Annotated in this window: 12 protein-coding genes, 2 pseudogenes and 1 riboswitch; of the genes and pseudogenes, 4 read left to right on the top strand and 10 right to left on the bottom strand. The window is 73.0% G+C overall.

The genetic code is table 11. From position 1 onward, the window contains the following. The 10 genes and pseudogenes from thiD to O7635_RS27415 all read right to left on the bottom strand — a co-directional run. Window positions 1–789 (bottom strand): annotated as a pseudogene (gene thiD, locus O7635_RS27370) (bifunctional hydroxymethylpyrimidine kinase/phosphomethylpyrimidine kinase); the annotation flags it as partial. Beyond that, window positions 786–1361, bottom strand: a complete 576-nt coding sequence (locus tag O7635_RS27375; protein ID WP_278083355.1) for a thiamine phosphate synthase — start codon at window positions 1359–1361, stop codon at window positions 786–788. The gene O7635_RS27375 and the pseudogene thiD, both read right to left, overlap by 4 nt. Next, window positions 1358–2131, bottom strand: coding sequence for a thiazole synthase (locus tag O7635_RS27380; RefSeq protein ID WP_278083356.1), 774 nt, complete (start codon window positions 2129–2131; stop codon window positions 1358–1360). The genes O7635_RS27375 and O7635_RS27380 overlap by 4 nt, the downstream gene beginning before the upstream one ends. Window positions 2132–2136: 5 nt before the next feature. Then, window positions 2137–2334 carry a sulfur carrier protein ThiS gene (thiS, locus tag O7635_RS27385; RefSeq protein WP_278083357.1) on the bottom strand — a complete coding sequence of 66 codons (198 nt, stop codon included), beginning with the start codon at window positions 2332–2334 and terminating at the stop codon, window positions 2137–2139. Next, complete coding sequence (gene thiO / locus O7635_RS27390; RefSeq protein WP_278083358.1) at window positions 2331–3428, bottom strand: glycine oxidase ThiO; 1098 nt, start codon at window positions 3426–3428, stop codon at window positions 2331–2333. The genes thiS and thiO overlap by 4 nt, the downstream gene beginning before the upstream one ends. After that, complete coding sequence (gene thiE / locus O7635_RS27395; protein ID WP_278083359.1) at window positions 3425–4042, bottom strand: thiamine phosphate synthase; 618 nt, start codon at window positions 4040–4042, stop codon at window positions 3425–3427. The genes thiO and thiE overlap by 4 nt, the downstream gene beginning before the upstream one ends. Further along, window positions 4039–5349: a cytosine permease gene (locus O7635_RS27400; protein WP_278083360.1), complete on the bottom strand. Its 1311-nt coding sequence runs from the start codon at window positions 5347–5349 to the stop codon at window positions 4039–4041. Before O7635_RS27400 ends, thiE begins: the two co-directional genes overlap by 4 nt. Next, window positions 5343–5454, bottom strand: a riboswitch (TPP riboswitch). It overlaps the preceding gene by 7 nt. Before the next feature lie 1136 nt (window positions 5455–6590). Continuing rightward, window positions 6591–7076, bottom strand: coding sequence for an MSMEG_6728 family protein (locus O7635_RS27405; RefSeq protein ID WP_278083361.1), 486 nt, complete (start codon window positions 7074–7076; stop codon window positions 6591–6593). Beyond that, a complete protein-coding gene (locus O7635_RS27410; RefSeq protein ID WP_278083362.1) occupies window positions 7076–8881 on the bottom strand; it encodes a glycoside hydrolase family 15 protein in 1806 nt (601 codons plus the stop codon). Before O7635_RS27410 ends, O7635_RS27405 begins: the two co-directional genes overlap by 1 nt. A gap of 11 nt (window positions 8882–8892) precedes the next feature. Next, window positions 8893–9840 (bottom strand): annotated as a pseudogene (locus tag O7635_RS27415) (glycoside hydrolase family 5 protein); the annotation flags it as partial. Between the two features lie 156 nt (window positions 9841–9996). Between O7635_RS27415 and O7635_RS27420 the strand changes: the two are divergent. From O7635_RS27420 to O7635_RS27435, 4 genes are all read left to right on the top strand, one after another. Next, window positions 9997–11424: an MFS transporter gene (locus O7635_RS27420; RefSeq protein ID WP_278083363.1), complete on the top strand. Its 1428-nt coding sequence runs from the start codon at window positions 9997–9999 to the stop codon at window positions 11422–11424. 481 nt (window positions 11425–11905) lie between these two features. Further along, complete coding sequence (locus O7635_RS27425; protein WP_278083364.1) at window positions 11906–12541, top strand: DUF1275 family protein; 636 nt, start codon at window positions 11906–11908, stop codon at window positions 12539–12541. A gap of 9 nt (window positions 12542–12550) precedes the next feature. Then, a complete protein-coding gene (locus O7635_RS27430; RefSeq protein ID WP_278083365.1) occupies window positions 12551–12901 on the top strand; it encodes a hypothetical protein in 351 nt (116 codons plus the stop codon). A gap of 118 nt (window positions 12902–13019) precedes the next feature. Then, window positions 13020–13655 (top strand): DUF998 domain-containing protein, encoded by a 636-nt coding sequence (locus tag O7635_RS27435; RefSeq protein WP_278083366.1) that lies wholly within the window; start codon window positions 13020–13022, stop codon window positions 13653–13655. Window positions 13656–13689: the final 34 nt, after the last annotated feature.

Genomic DNA, 13689 nt, shown 5'->3' on the forward strand with positions numbered 1-13689 from the left:
ATGGTCGAGGGGGCCGTGGCCAGCGCCGAGGTGCCAGGCGGCGCCGCCGGCGATGCCGCGGCTGACGAAGGCCTTCGCGGCCGTGAGGGCCGTCCGGAGGTCGTCGCCTAGGGCCAGGTGGGCGGCGGTCGCCGAGGCGAACGAGCAGCCCGTGCCGTGGTTGTTGGGCGTGTCGACCCACGGCGCGGTCAGCTCGTAGGTCTCCTTGCCGTCCCAGACCACGTCGACCGCCGTGTCGTCGCTGTCGGGCGTCGGGTGGCCGCCCTTGACCACGACGGCGGCCGGGCCCAGGTCGCCGAGGGCCTGCGCGGCCGCGTGCTGGTCGGCGCGCGTGCGGATCTCCTTGCCCAGCAACGCTTCCGCCTCGCGCCGGTTGGGCGTGACCACCGCCGCGTGTGGGAAGAGCGTCTCGCGGTAGGCGGCCTCGGCGGCCGGTTCGAGCAGCCGGTGGCCGCTGGACGACACCATCACCGGGTCGACGACCAGGTGGGGGAGGCGGCCGCGGGCGGCCAGCGCGGCGACCGCGTCGACCGTCGCGGCGGTGGCCAGCATGCCCGTCTTGACCGCGCCCACCGGCAGGTCGTCGAGGACCGCCTCGATCTGGGCGACCACGAACTCCGTCGGCGTGGCGTGCACGCCGCGTACGCCGAGGGTGTTCTGTGCCGTCAACGCGGTGATCGCGGTCGTGCCGAAGACCCGCAGGGCCGCGAACGTCTTGAGGTCGGCCTGGATGCCGGCGCCACCGCCCGAGTCGGAACCGGCGATGGTCAGCGCGACGGGCGGGTTCACGGGCGGTCCTCCTCGAGTGCGTCCACATAGTCAGCGACGGAACCCGGGTCGCGCATCACCGCGCCCATCACGGCCACGCCGCGCGCGCCGGCCGCGCGGCACGCCGCCACGTCCGACGGCCGCACACCACCCAGGGCGTACGCCGCCGGCGCGGGCCGGGTCAGCGCGGCCAGCCCGGCCAGGCCCAGCGGCGGGCCGTAGCCGGGCTTCGACGGGCTCGGGAACACCGGCGAGACGGTCACGTAGTCGCAGCCCTCGGCGGTGGCCGCCGCGACCTCGGCCGCGTCGTGGCAGGACCGGCCGACCAGCGCCGGGCGGGGCGCGGGGAACGGGTCGCGGGCGGCGAGGTGGACGGCGTCGCCACCGGTGCCCGCCCGGATCAGCGTCCCGTCCACGAGACTCAGTATGCCACCGAGCTCCGCCGCCAGCATGGCGCGCGACTCGGCGGGCAGGTCCTTCTCGCGCAGCACCACCGCTCGCGCGCCCGCCTCGACGGCCGCGGCGACGGTCGCCACCAGCGATCCGGCGCACTGCGTGCGGTCCGTCAGCACGAGCAGGCGCGGCAGCCTCACAGCGCGGCCAGGCCGGCGTTCTGCGTCGACGCCTCGGCGTGCCAGCGGCGCTCGATCCGGCCCGCGCGCAACGCCAGCCGGCCCGCGTCGACCGCGTGCCGCATCGCCAGCGCCATCCGCTCCGGGTCGCGGGCCCGGGTCACCGCGGAGGCCAGCAGCACCCCGTCGCAGCCGAGCTCCATCGCGAGCGCCGCGTCCGAGGCCGTGCCGAGGCCCGCGTCCAGGATGACCGGCACGTCGACGGCCTCGCGGATCAGCGCGATGTTGTGCGGGTTGCGGATGCCCAGGCCGCTGCCGATCGGCGAGCCGAGCGGCATCACCGCGACGCAGCCGGCGTCGGCCAGGCGGCGGGCGGTGATCGGGTCGTCGTTGGTGTAGGGCAGCACCTGGAAACCGTCGGCCACCAGCTGTTCGGCCGCGTCGAGCAGCTCGACCGGGTCCGGCAGCAGCGTCCGGTCGTCGCCGATCACCTCGAGCTTGACCCAGTCGGTCTCGAACGCTTCGCGGGCCAGCCGGGCGGTCCGCACCGCCTCGCGGGCGGTGAAGCACCCGGCCGTGTTGGGCAGCAGCCGCACGCCGCACCGCTCCAGCACCTCGGAGAGCGCCCCGCCGGTGGTCGCCTCGACCCGCCGCAGCGCGACGGTGACCAGCGCGGTGCCCGACGCCACCACGGCCCGGGACAGCACGTCGAGGCTCGGCACGCCGCCGGTGCCGAGGATGAGCCGGGACGGCAGTTCCTCGCCGGCCAGGACGAACGGGTCGTCGGTCATCGCCGTCACCCGCCCGCCACCGCGGCGAGGATCTCCACCTCGTCGCCCTCGGCCAGCGCGGTGGTCACCCACTGGCTGCGTGGCACCACCTCGCCGTTGCGGGCCACCGCGATCCGCCGCTGGTCGGTCCGGCTCGCGACCAGCGCGGCCACGGTGACCGGCGGCGTCAGGTCGACGGCCTCGCCGTTGACGGTCAGCGTCATGGCATCCTCCCGTCCACTGTGAACGGCGCCGCGTACGGCGGCAGCGTTCCGTCGGTCAACAGGTCGGCGATCGCGTCCGCGGTCGCCGGGGTGAGCAGCACACCGTTTCGGTGGTGCCCGGTGGCCAGCACCAGGCCCGGCAGCGGTGACGGGCCCAGCAGCGGCGCGTTGTCGGGCGTGCCGGGCCGCCACCGGGCCAGGGTCTCCACGAGCTCCAGCTCCGCGACCTCGGGCACCACCTCGATGGCGTCGCGGAGCAGGTCGTGCACGGCGCCCGCGGTGACCGTGCCGTCGAACCCGCGTTCCTCGACGGTGGCGCCCACCACGAGCCCGTCGGCGCCGAACGGCACGAGATAGACCGACTCCCCCCGGACCAGCGCCCGCACCGTGCCCGTCAGCAGGCCCTCCGCGCCGCCGCGCAGGCGCAGGATCTGGCCCTTCACCGGCCGGACCGGCAGCGGGGGAGCGCCGGGCAGGCTGCCGCTCCACGCGCCCAGCGCCAGCACCACGGTGTCACCGGTCAGCACCGCGCCGTCGGCGAGGCGCAGCCCGACCGCCCGGCCGTCCTCGACCACCAGCGACCCGATCCGCGACCGTACGATGTGGACGCCGGCGTCGGCCGCCGCCGCCAGCAGCGCGGCGTGCAGCCCGCGTGGCTCGATCGAGTGGTCGGACGGCGCGTGCAGGGCGCCCCGCACACGCGGGCTGAGCGCCGGCTCGCGCCGCCGGGCCGCGCTGCCGGTGAGCCGGGTGACGGGCAGGTCGGACTCGACGTAGTAGGCGTGCAGCCGGTCGAGGGCCGCCATGTCGTCGGCGTCGAAGCCGACCTCCAACGTTCCCTCGGTCCGCAGCTCGACCCCGCCGCCGAGCTCGGCGAGGAACGCCGGGTACCGGGCGAGCGACTCGCGGCTCAGCGCCCGCAGCGCCTCCTCGCCGTACGCCGCCTCGGTCAGCGGCGCCAGCATGCCCGCCGCGGCCCGGGACGCGCCGGAGCCGGGCGCCTCGTCGACCACGGTGACCGCGAGCCCGCGCCGCGCCGCCCGCCACGCGATCGCGAGCCCGATCAGGCCGCCGCCGGCCACCAGCACGGTCATCGGGCGCCGTCCAGTGCGGACAGGAGTGACGCGGCCGCGGCTGCCGGGTCGGGCGCGTCCGACACCGCGGACACCACCGCGACACCGTGCGCGCCGGCGGCACGCAGCGACGGAACCCGGGCCGCGGTCACGCCGCCGATCGCGATCACCGGCACCTTGACGGCGGCCGCGACCGCGCCGACCCCGGCGGGTCCGATGGGGTCCGGCAGCCCGTCCTTGGTGACGGTCGCGAACGCGGGACCCACGCCGAGGTAGTCCGCCCCGGCCGCGACGAGCTCCGCCGCCCGCGCCGGATCCCGGGCGGTGCCGCCGATCAGGTGGGCCGGCCCCGCGATCCGGCGCACCACCTCGACCGGCAGGTCGTCGGCGCCGACGTGGGTGCCGTCGGCCCGGGCGGCGAGCGCCAGGTCGACCCGGTCGTTGACGATGCACAGCGCCCCGGCCGCCCGGCAGAGCAGCACCACCTCACGCGCGAACGCGTACCGCGACCGGTCGTCGCTCGTCTTGGTGCGGACCTGGACGACCGGCGCCCCGCCGGCCAGCGCGGCCCGCACGGCCGCGAGCGCCGCCGCGCCCCCCGCGGCGGAGGTGACCACGTGCAGCCGGCCGATCATGCCGCCACCGCCCGGCGCCGGCCCGGCAGCAGGAACAGCGCCGTCAGCACCGCCGCGACCGCCAGGCTGACCAGGGACGCCGACCAGCCGTTGGCGGGATCGATGCCGAGGTCCTCCTGGCGCGCCGTCCACCAGGCCGTCCAGCCCTGGCCGGCCGACGGGAACAGCGTCGGCAGGGTCAGCTGGTAGGCGACGAAGCCGGCGGCCCACGGGATCAGCAGCCACGGTCGCGACGGCGCGGTCGCGGAGACGTCCCAGCGGCCGCGCGGCAGCACGAAGTAGGCGACGGCGAAGACCGCGACCAGCGGCACGAACACCGCGCCGATGAGGAACAGGAACGGCTCGTACGAGACGATGTCGACGGCCAGGGCCAGCAGCGTGGCGAGGGCGCCGACGGCCACCGCGAGCACCCGCCGGTCGACGCGCTCGAGGATGTTGTTGCCCGACACCGAGGTGGAGTAGACGTTGGCGAACGCCTCGTCGACCTCGACGACCACCAGCACGGCCAGCGCCACCGCGCCGAAGGGCACCGCCAGCAGCGCGTCGACGACGTCCAGCCCGCCGGCCCCGTACGCGGCGAGGGCGAGCGCGCCCAGCACGAAGCAGGCGATCGTCGCGGTGCCGTAGCCCACGGCGGCGCCGGCGAACGCGGCCCGGCCGCTGCGGGTGTAGCGGGTGTAGTCGGCCACCAGCGGGAACCAGGAGACCGGCATCGCGATGACCAGGTCGACCGAGGTCCAGAACGAGCCGCCGTCGCCGCTCAGCGGTTGGGGTGAGGCCCGGAGCACCTCGACGAACAGGTACGCGCCGGCGATCAGCGCGGCCCAGACGGCGTAGCGGGCCAGCAGTCGGAAGGCGCCCAGCGGCCGCAGCGCCATCAGCGTGGCCACGGCGCCGCCGATCAGCACGAACGGCCACCGCGGCGCGTCCAGCACCCGGGCGGCGGCGGACGCGATGATGAAGATCTCGAAGGTCGCCCAGCCGACGCACTGGAGGAGGTTGAACACCGTCGGCAGGTACGAGAGCCGGCGGCCGAGCAGACCGCGCAGCAGGACCATGGTCGGCGCGCCCTCCCGCGCGCCGGCGGCCGCGCCGAGGCCCAGCAGCAGGGAGCCGATGACGGCGCCGACCACGATGGCCAGGACGGTGACGCCGAGCGGCCGGCCGGGCAGCACGGCAAAGGTGGCGGCCACCGGCAGGAGCAGGCTGACGCCGAGGCTGCCGAAGAGGCCCGCGGTGTCGCGGAAGCCGAGCGCGCGCGTGGGGGCCGCCGACTCGGCGACGGCGGTTGACGAGGAAAGAGACACCTTCAGACGCTCCCTACGCCGGCATTACCCGGACCAGGTTCCGACGGTCGGCGGCGCCTCAGCCGCCCTCTCAGCCCGGTGCTCCGAGCTCCCGTTTGTGACTTCCGGCAGGCTAGTGACCGGCACCGCCCACGGTCAACCAGGGTGGCGCAGGTCTCCTACCGTCGACATTACGCTCCAGGCCGCCAGACCACGGCCGAATCTCTCCGTTGTCCGCCCAAGGGCGAGCGACTCACAGACCACCGCGCACTCGCCGCGACAACGACCTTGTTCACGCCGGATGGCGCTCGCGCGACCCGAAGGCCAAGTGTCTACTATGGATTACATGCGGTTTCCGATTTGGCACAGCGATAATTTCACTGACGGAATTTACGGGGAGATCGAATGGTGGCTGCGTGAGCTGGCGTTCGAGACAACTCTTCTATGCGGCAGCTCCAACTCTTTCCGGCGGCTCAATCGGCCGCCGTGCGGGATAGGAATCGGCGCAATTATTCGGTCGCGGGTGAGGATTTTCGTCGTGAGCATGCGCGGCATCGGGAATGGGGTCTGGGTCAGCGGCATGCTCGGAAGTTGCGCCGCGCGTATGGTTATGTTCCCGATGACGCGGAGGTGCTGGCGGCGTGGGATCAGCGGTTGAGAGCGGCTCGGACGGTCGAGCCCATCCCGGCGATGCCGGCCGAGCGAGTTCCGCCGCGAGAATGCGGAGTTTCGGGCCTGGTGCCTGGGTGCCGCGGGTGCGCCGCCGGCTGGCCGATCCCTAGCCGGGCCGAGCACGGCCGGTCCTGTCGAGCGCACGGCGATCAGCGTCCCGTCCGGTGGGCTGACCTCGACTCGGGTCGCGTCTGCCGAACCCGTCGCGGCCGGTCCTGTCGAGCCCGGGGCGATCAGCTCCGCTTCCGGGGAGATGGCCCCGACTCGGTCGCGCTTCCTGAGCCGGACGCGAACGGACCGGTTGAGCGTTGAATGGCGAAGCCGGTGGCGGCCAATCCGGCCCTTGTCGAAACCGAATCGTATGGTTATCAGAGCCGCCATCGACTGCGGGATGCCAGATCCGCGCAGTTATATGTCGAAGATTAGACGCAAGCGGCGGTTCCGTTTCGGCGGCAGGCCGTCGACTCTGGACGACCGCTGCGGACGCAGACCTGAACAAGCAGAGAAGCATGCGACGCCGAGCGGTTGGCGTGTCGAAAGCTCCGGCGATTTCCGGCCGCAGCCACGTAGGCGGACCGGGACGGGAGCGCCTATTCACCCGGCGCGCAGCCGTTGGGGCGGTCCGAGGGTGGCCAGACGTAGGGGAGGTCCGGTGGGACGTCGCCGAAGATCGGGGCGTAGAAGGTGGCGTCCTTGCGCATCAGGGCCGACTGGTGTGAGCGGTGGAAGGCCTCGTCGCCCAGCCAGGGTGGCAGGTCGCCGGCGGCGGACAGGGCCGGGACCTCGCGGACCTCCGTGATGCCGCACGACGCGGCCAGGTCCGTCGTCAGGGTCGTGGCCGTCGTGTCGGCGCGGCCCGTCGCCGTCCAGGTCGCGGCGACGATCAGGCCGTAGCGGACCAGGGCCTCCTCGTAGCCCGCCCACATCTTCACCGCCGGGTGGTGGCGGAAGCCGTGGCCCGCCACGGTGAGGCCGCGCAGGATCTGGACGTTCTCGACGCGCTGCTTGCCCAGCCGGGGTGGGTCGAGGACCGCCGCCGACCGGGCGAAGTCGGGGAAGGGGAGGAACGTCTGCATCAGCCGAGCGCGCGGTCGATGTTGAACGCGGCGCTGATCAGCGCGAGGTGCGTGAACGCCTGCGGGAAGTTGCCGAGCTGTTCGCCGGTCGGGCCGAGCTGCTCCGCGTACAGGCCGAGGTGGTTCGCGTAGGTGATCATCTTTTCGAAGGCGAGGCGGGCCTCGTCGACCCGGCCGGCGCGGGAGAGCGCCTCCACGTACCAGAAGGTGCAGATGGACATCGTGCCCTCTTCACCCTCCAGGCCGTCGGGACTCAGGTGCGGGTCGTAACGGTACACCAGGGTGTCGGAGACCAGCGTGTCACCGAGGAGGTCCAATGTGGTCAGCCACCGCGGGTCGGTCGGCGCGACGAACTTCGACAGCGGCATCATCAGCACCGACGCGTCCAGGGTGTGGCCGTCGCGGTGCTGCACGAACGCCCGCAGGTCCGGGTCCCAGAAGCGGTCCATGATCTGGTAGTAGATGGCGTCGCGGGCCTGGCTCCAGCGCACCAGGTCGGCCGGGAGCCCGCGCTGGTGCGCCACCCGGATCGCCCGCTCGATGGCGACCCAGCACATCAGTCGGGAATAGAGGAAGTCACGCCGCCCGCCGCGGATCTCCCAGACGCCCTCGTCGGGCTGGTCCCAGTTCTTGCAGACCCACTCGACGAACGTCGTGACGCCCTGCCAGACGCCGCTGGAGATCGGTTGGCCCCACTTGTTGTAGAGGTAGATGGAGTCGACCAGCGCGCCGTAGATGTCGAGCTGCAGCTGGTTGATCGCGTCGTTGCCGACCCGCACCGGCGCCGAGCCCTCGTAGCCCTCGAGGTGGTCGAGGCGGCGTTCGGAGAGCGACTCGCTGCCGTCGACCCGGTACATGATCTGCAGCGGGCCCTCCGGGTCCGGGTCGCTCTCCCGCACCCGGGCGGCGAGGAAGGTCATGAACTGGTCGGCCTCCTCGGTGAAGCCGAGCCGCAGCAACGCGTAGATGCAGAACGCGGCGTCGCGCACCCACACGTAGCGGTAGTCCCAGTTGCGCTCGCCGCCGAGCCGCTCCGGCAGGCTCGTCGTCGGCGCGGCCACGATCGCCCCCGTGGGGGCGTAGGTCATCAGCTTCAGCGTCAGCGCCGAGCGGTGCACGGCCTCCCGCCAGCGGCCGCGGTAGCGCGAGGCGGACAGCCAGCGCCGCCAATATTCCACTGTCGACGTGAACGCTGCCTCGGCCTCCTCGGCCGTGCCGTAGCGCGGCGGGGTGGTCGTCTCGGCCCGGTCGAGGCAGAACACCACCGTCTCGCCCTGCTTGAGGCGGAACGAGCTGAGCACGTCGCCGTCGACCATCTCGAACGGCGCCGTCGAGTTGAGCGCCAGGGCCATCGACGCCGACTCGAAGACCGCCCGGCCGTCGTGCTCGCGCAGGGTGTGCGGCTGGAGCCCGTAGTCGAACCGCGGCGCGATGTGGGCGCGGAACGGCAGCTCGCCGCGCACGCAACTGACCCGGCGGATCAGCCGGAAGCTCTCGGCCTCGTGCCGGTCACCGGGCACGGGCATGAAGTCCTGGATCTCCGCGATGCCGTCGTCCGACAGGAAGCGGGTGATCAGCACGTTCGTGTCGGGGAAGTAGAACTGTCGTGTGGTCGCCGCGACATCTGTGGTCAGCGAGAAGAAGCCACCCCGGTCACGGTCGAGGATCGAGGCGAAGATGCTCGGCGCGTCGAAGCGGGGCACGCAGCACCAGTCGATGGTGCCGTCGGTCCCGACGAGCGCCACGGTCCGAAGGTTACCGATGAGGCCATGCTCGCCGATGGGGAGATATCGCTGCTCGTCCACCGCCTCCGACGTTACGCGCCGGGCGGGGCGGCGGGTGCGGAAACCGGCGTACGCAGGCGGTCGCGCACCCAGCGGCCCGCCGGCTTCAGCCGCGCCGGGTCGGCGTACGCCCCGGCCTTGCACGTGCCCTTGGTGAACACGGCGCCGGAGCGCTTGTCGTCACTCCAGTTCCAGTTGACCCACCCGATCCGTTTCGTCGCCATCAGGTCCAGATAGGACTGTGAGCGCGCGAAGTCGTTGCCGCCGTCGCCGGTGTAGGTCTGGGTGCCGAACTCGGTGACGAAGATGGGCAACGTGTCGGCGGCCCGGGACAGGGTCTCGAGATAGCGCCGGCCGTGTGAGGCCGCGTAGAAGTGGAACGTGTACATCACGTTGCTCGCCCGCACAGGGTTGGCGACGATCTCCCGCTCGTCCGCGCCGTCCGAGACGCCCAGCGACGACCACCCGCGGGTGCCGACCAGCACGACCGCGTCCGGGTCCGCGGCCCGGATCACCGGGATCACCTGCTCGGCGTACGACCGGATCCGGCTCCAGCTGACGCCGCTGGGCTCATTGGCGACCTCGTAGAGGATGTTGTCGGCGCCCCGGTGGCGACCGGCGATCTCGGCGAAGAAGGTGCGGGCGCGCTCGAGGTTGGCCCACGGGTCGCCGGGGTCGAGGATGTGCCAGTCGACGATCACGTAGAGTCCGCGCGCCGTCGCCAGGTCGATGTAGTCGTCGACGAGCTCCGTGAACCGGCGCGGGTCGCTGGCGTAGCCGTCCTCCTGGACGTACATCGAGACGCGGAGCACGTCGGCACGCCAGTCGCGGGCCAGCACGTCCAGCGCCGGCCCGGTCACGCAGTTGCCGTACCACTGGATGCCGTGGGTCGACATGCCGCGGAGCTGGACCGGCCGGCCCGCGCGGTCGCACAGGTGCGTGCCGCAGACGCGCAGCGCGCCATGCGTGGAGACCGGGGTCGGAACGGGCGCCGCCATCGCCGGTCCTATACCGACAGTGAGTGCGCCGATGACGCCGAGTAGCCAGATCCGCATGACATGAAGAGATCACGCGATCCGGGCAGTGACCGGGCACACCCTGGCGTTGTCACCCATCCGGGTGGAAGGTGGGAAGACGTGCCTGCCACCCCCTCTGTCACCCCCTCCGTGACCTCCGGCGTCGGCCTGCGGTCCGAGCGCGGCCCCGTGCTCGCCGCCGTGATGCTCTCGACCGCGCTGGTCGCCATCGACTCGACCATCATCGCGACCGCCGTCCCGTCGGTGGTCGACGACATCGGTGGGTTCACCCAGTTCCCCTGGCTCTTCTCGGTCTATCTGCTGGCCCAGGCGGTGACCGTGCCCGTCTACGGCAAGCTCTCCGACCTGTTCGGACGCAAGCCGGTGATCCTGTTCGGCATCGCCACGTTCTTCGTGGGCTCCGTGCTCTGCGGCCTGGCCACCAGCATGACCATGCTGATCGTCTTCCGCGTCGTGCAGGGCCTGGGCGCCGGCGGCATCGCCCCGGTGACCGTGACCATCGTCGGCGACCTCTACACGGTGGCCGAGCGGGCCAAGGTGCAGGGCTACGTGGCCAGCGTCTGGGGCATCTCGTCGGTGGTCGGCCCGACGCTCGGTGGCGTGTTCAGCGAGTACGTGTCCTGGCGCTGGATCTTCTTCATCAACGTCCCGCTGTGCCTGCTGGCCGCGGGGATGATCTGGCGCAGCTACCACGAGCGGCGCACGCCGGCCAAGCCGGTGATCGACTACCGGGGCGCCGTGCTGCTCACCGCCGGCCTGACACTGGTCATCCTGGGCGTGCTGGAGGGCGGGCAGGCCTGGGCCTGGGACTCGCCGGCCAGCATCGCGGTCCTCGGCATCGGCGCGCTGCTGCTGGCCGGTTTCCTGCTCGCGCAGCGCCGCACCAGCGAGCCCGTGCTGCCGCTGTGGGTGTTCCGGCGCCGGCTGCTCGTGGCCAGTGGGGTGGTCTCCGCCGGCGCGGGCGCGATCCTGCTGGGCCTGAGCTCCTACGTGCCGACGTACGCCCAGGAGGTGATCGGCGTCGGACCGCTCGTGGCCGGCCTGGCGCTCGCGGCGCTGACGCTCGGTTGGCCGATCGCGGCGTCGCAGTCCGGCCGGCTCTACCTGCGGTTCGGGTTCCGGGCCTGCGCGCTGGCCGGCGCGAGCATCATCGTGCTCGGCAGCGCCCTGCTGCTCCTGCTCGGCGGTGGCAGCAACGTCTGGCAGGTCGGCCTGACCTGCATGGTGATCGGCTTCGGGATGGGCCTGACCGTCAGCCCGACCCTGATCGCGTCACAGTCCAGTGTGGGCTGGACGGAACGCGGCGTGGTGACGGCCAACAACCTGTTCCTGCGCTCGGTCGGCAGCTCGCTCGGCACCGCCGTCTTCGGCGCGGTCGCCAACGCCCGGCTGCGCGGCGGCCACGACGCCGTCCGGCTCACCAGCGCCGTGCACCACGTGTTCGTCGGCGTGCTGCTGGTGGCGGTCGTGGTGGCCGGCGCCGCGTTCCTGTTCCCGCGGGGCGACGTCGCGGCGGCGGCCGAATAACAGAAAGTTTCCGGCGACTTTCCGTTATTCATCATCGGTCTCGCGGCGGCCGGTCGAGTGACTTGTAAAGCCCGCTTATGTTCGGCTTAACCGGCCGGCCGCGGGCGCTCACCCGTACCTACATTCAGGTCCCGGCCGCCACGCGCCGACTGGCGACCGCGGGGTGCTCGCCTCCACGGCCGTGGCCGTCCCGCCGGCCGTGGCGGCGGCATCCGCCTCAAGGTCCGCTTAGGTTCGGGTTAAGGACGCACCGGACCCGCCGATCGCCTCGTAGAGTCGGGCCGCACCGCCCACCGAAAGAGGCCCCTCGATGCACCGTCCACGTTGGTCCGCCCGGTGACCTCCCGACCGCCGGACCCGCGCCGCCGCCCGCGCGTCGCTCCGCGCCGGCCGCGGCGTCGCCTGCCCTCGGCCCGCCGACCACCCCGCCGAGTGGGCTGATCCGTTTTCACCGCACCTGTCCGGATCTGCCGGTACGGTGATGCCTGTGGTGCTGGCGGGGTTGGCCCGGCGCGGCGGGCGCCGGGTCACCCCGCTCTCCCTTGCCGCCTGCGCCGGCGTGGTCGACCTCGTCGCGATCGCGGCGCTGGGCGGCGCGTTCGCCAGCATCGTGACCGGCAACCTGGTCACCGTCGGGCTCGGCGTCGGCGCCACCGACGACCACGTCTTCGCGCCGCCGGCCGTGGCGGTCGGGGCCTACAGCGCCGGCGTGCTGGCCGCCCAGGCGACGATCCGGCTGCGCTGGCCCGGACACCTGCTCGCGGAGTTCGCTCTGCTGGGCGCCCTGGCCGCCGGCTTCGCCGCCACCGACGGCCGGCCGGGCCGGACCACGTCGCTGCTGCTGCTCGCGACCGCGGCGCTGGCGATGGGTGTCCAGAGTGTGGTGGCGCAGCGGATGCACGAGTCGACCACCTATCTGACCGGCACCCTGACCGGCGCGCTGCAGGAGCTCGTGTCCGGCCGGCGTGGCCGGCGCGGTGTGGCGCTCGGCCAACTGGCCGCCCTGACCGCCGGCGCCGCGGTCGCGGCCGCGCTGCTGCAGGCGGTGCGCTGGACGCCGCCGCTGCTGGCGCTGGCCCTGCTGGTGGTGGCGATCGTGGCGCGGCGCCGTGACTAACCTGTCGGCATGGCGTCTGCTGACGATGTGCGCACGCTGGCGCTCGGGCTGCCGCACGTGGTCGAGATCGACAGCGACGGCTTCGACTTCCGGGTGGCCGACAAGGGCTTCGTCTGGTCCTATCCGGAACGCGTCCCGGGTCAGAAGCGCGTCATCCGCACCGACATCGCGGTGCTCTACGTGGGCGACGAGGCGGAGAAGCAGGCCCTGTTGCTCGGCGAGCCGGACCTCTTCTTCACGACGCCGGCGTACGACGGCCTGCCGCTGGTGATGCTCCGCCTGGCGCACGTCGACGTCGACCGCCTGCGCGAGCTGGTCACCGACGCGTGGCACATGCGCGCGCCCGCCGACTTCTCCTGAGCCCCTTGACGCCCGAACGACAACCGATAGGTTGTACAACCAACAGGTTGTTTAGAGAGTCGGGCGGTGCTCCATGGTCGATGACAAGCAAGCGAGAGGCGCGTTGGCGGCCGGTGCCGTGGCCGGACCTTTGTTCGTCGGTTCGTCCGTCGTGCAGGGTCTGCTGCGGCCCGGGTTCTCCTTCACCCAGCACCCGCCCAGCGCGCTCGCGCTGGGCGCGGCCGGCTGGGTCCAGACCGTGACGTTCGTGGTCGCCGGTTGCCTCTTCGTCCGCGGCGCGTGGGGTCTGCGGCGGGTGATGACCGGGCCGGGAGCGAGGTGGGCGCCGCGGCTGATCGCCGTGTTCGGCGCCGCGCTGGTCGCCGGCGGGGTGTTCCGCATGGACCCGGCGTTCGGCTTCCCGCCGGGCACGCCGCCCGGAGCGGGCGACAGCGTGTCGTGGCACGCCGCCGTGCACGGCGTGCTCTTCCCGCTCGGTTTTGCCGCGCTCGTCGCGGTCGCGTTCGTCATGGCCCACCGGTTCCGCCGGCAGGGGCGCCGTGGCTGGCAGTGGAGCGGCATCGGCACCGGACCGCTCGCTCTCGCGCTGTGCCTGTGGCCCAACCTCGCCGCCCGCCCGGACGGCCGGTTCCTGCCGATGTGGTTCGGCGTGGCCGCGGCCTTCCTCTGGACCAGCGCGGTCATCGCCGACGCGCGGCGTCAGGTCATGCCGACCCGTCCAGCCGTGACCGACGCCCACCCTCGCCGGATCTGACAGGATCGGGCGGTACGCGACGGAGGGGAGCCGG

It is taken from the genome of Asanoa sp. WMMD1127, assembly GCF_029626225.1.
Taxonomy (GTDB): domain Bacteria; phylum Actinomycetota; class Actinomycetes; order Mycobacteriales; family Micromonosporaceae; genus Asanoa.

Excerpts from the sequence above, each read along its gene's own strand:
- O7635_RS27380 (WP_278083356.1), bottom strand. The coding sequence starts at position 2,131 with ATGACCGACGACCCGTTCGTCCTGGCCGGCGAGGAACTGCCGTCCCGG.
- thiS (WP_278083357.1), bottom strand. The coding sequence starts at position 2,334 with ATGACGCTGACCGTCAACGGCGAGGCCGTCGACCTGACGCCGCCGGTC.
- thiO (WP_278083358.1), bottom strand. The coding sequence starts at position 3,428 with ATGACCGTGCTGGTGGCCGGCGGCGGCCTGATCGGGCTCGCGATCGCG.
- thiE (WP_278083359.1), bottom strand. The coding sequence starts at position 4,042 with ATGATCGGCCGGCTGCACGTGGTCACCTCCGCCGCGGGGGGCGCGGCG.
- O7635_RS27405 (WP_278083361.1), bottom strand. The coding sequence starts at position 7,076 with ATGCAGACGTTCCTCCCCTTCCCCGACTTCGCCCGGTCGGCGGCGGTC.
- O7635_RS27425 (WP_278083364.1), top strand. The coding sequence starts at position 11,906 with ATGCCTGTGGTGCTGGCGGGGTTGGCCCGGCGCGGCGGGCGCCGGGTC.
- O7635_RS27430 (WP_278083365.1), top strand. The coding sequence starts at position 12,551 with ATGGCGTCTGCTGACGATGTGCGCACGCTGGCGCTCGGGCTGCCGCAC.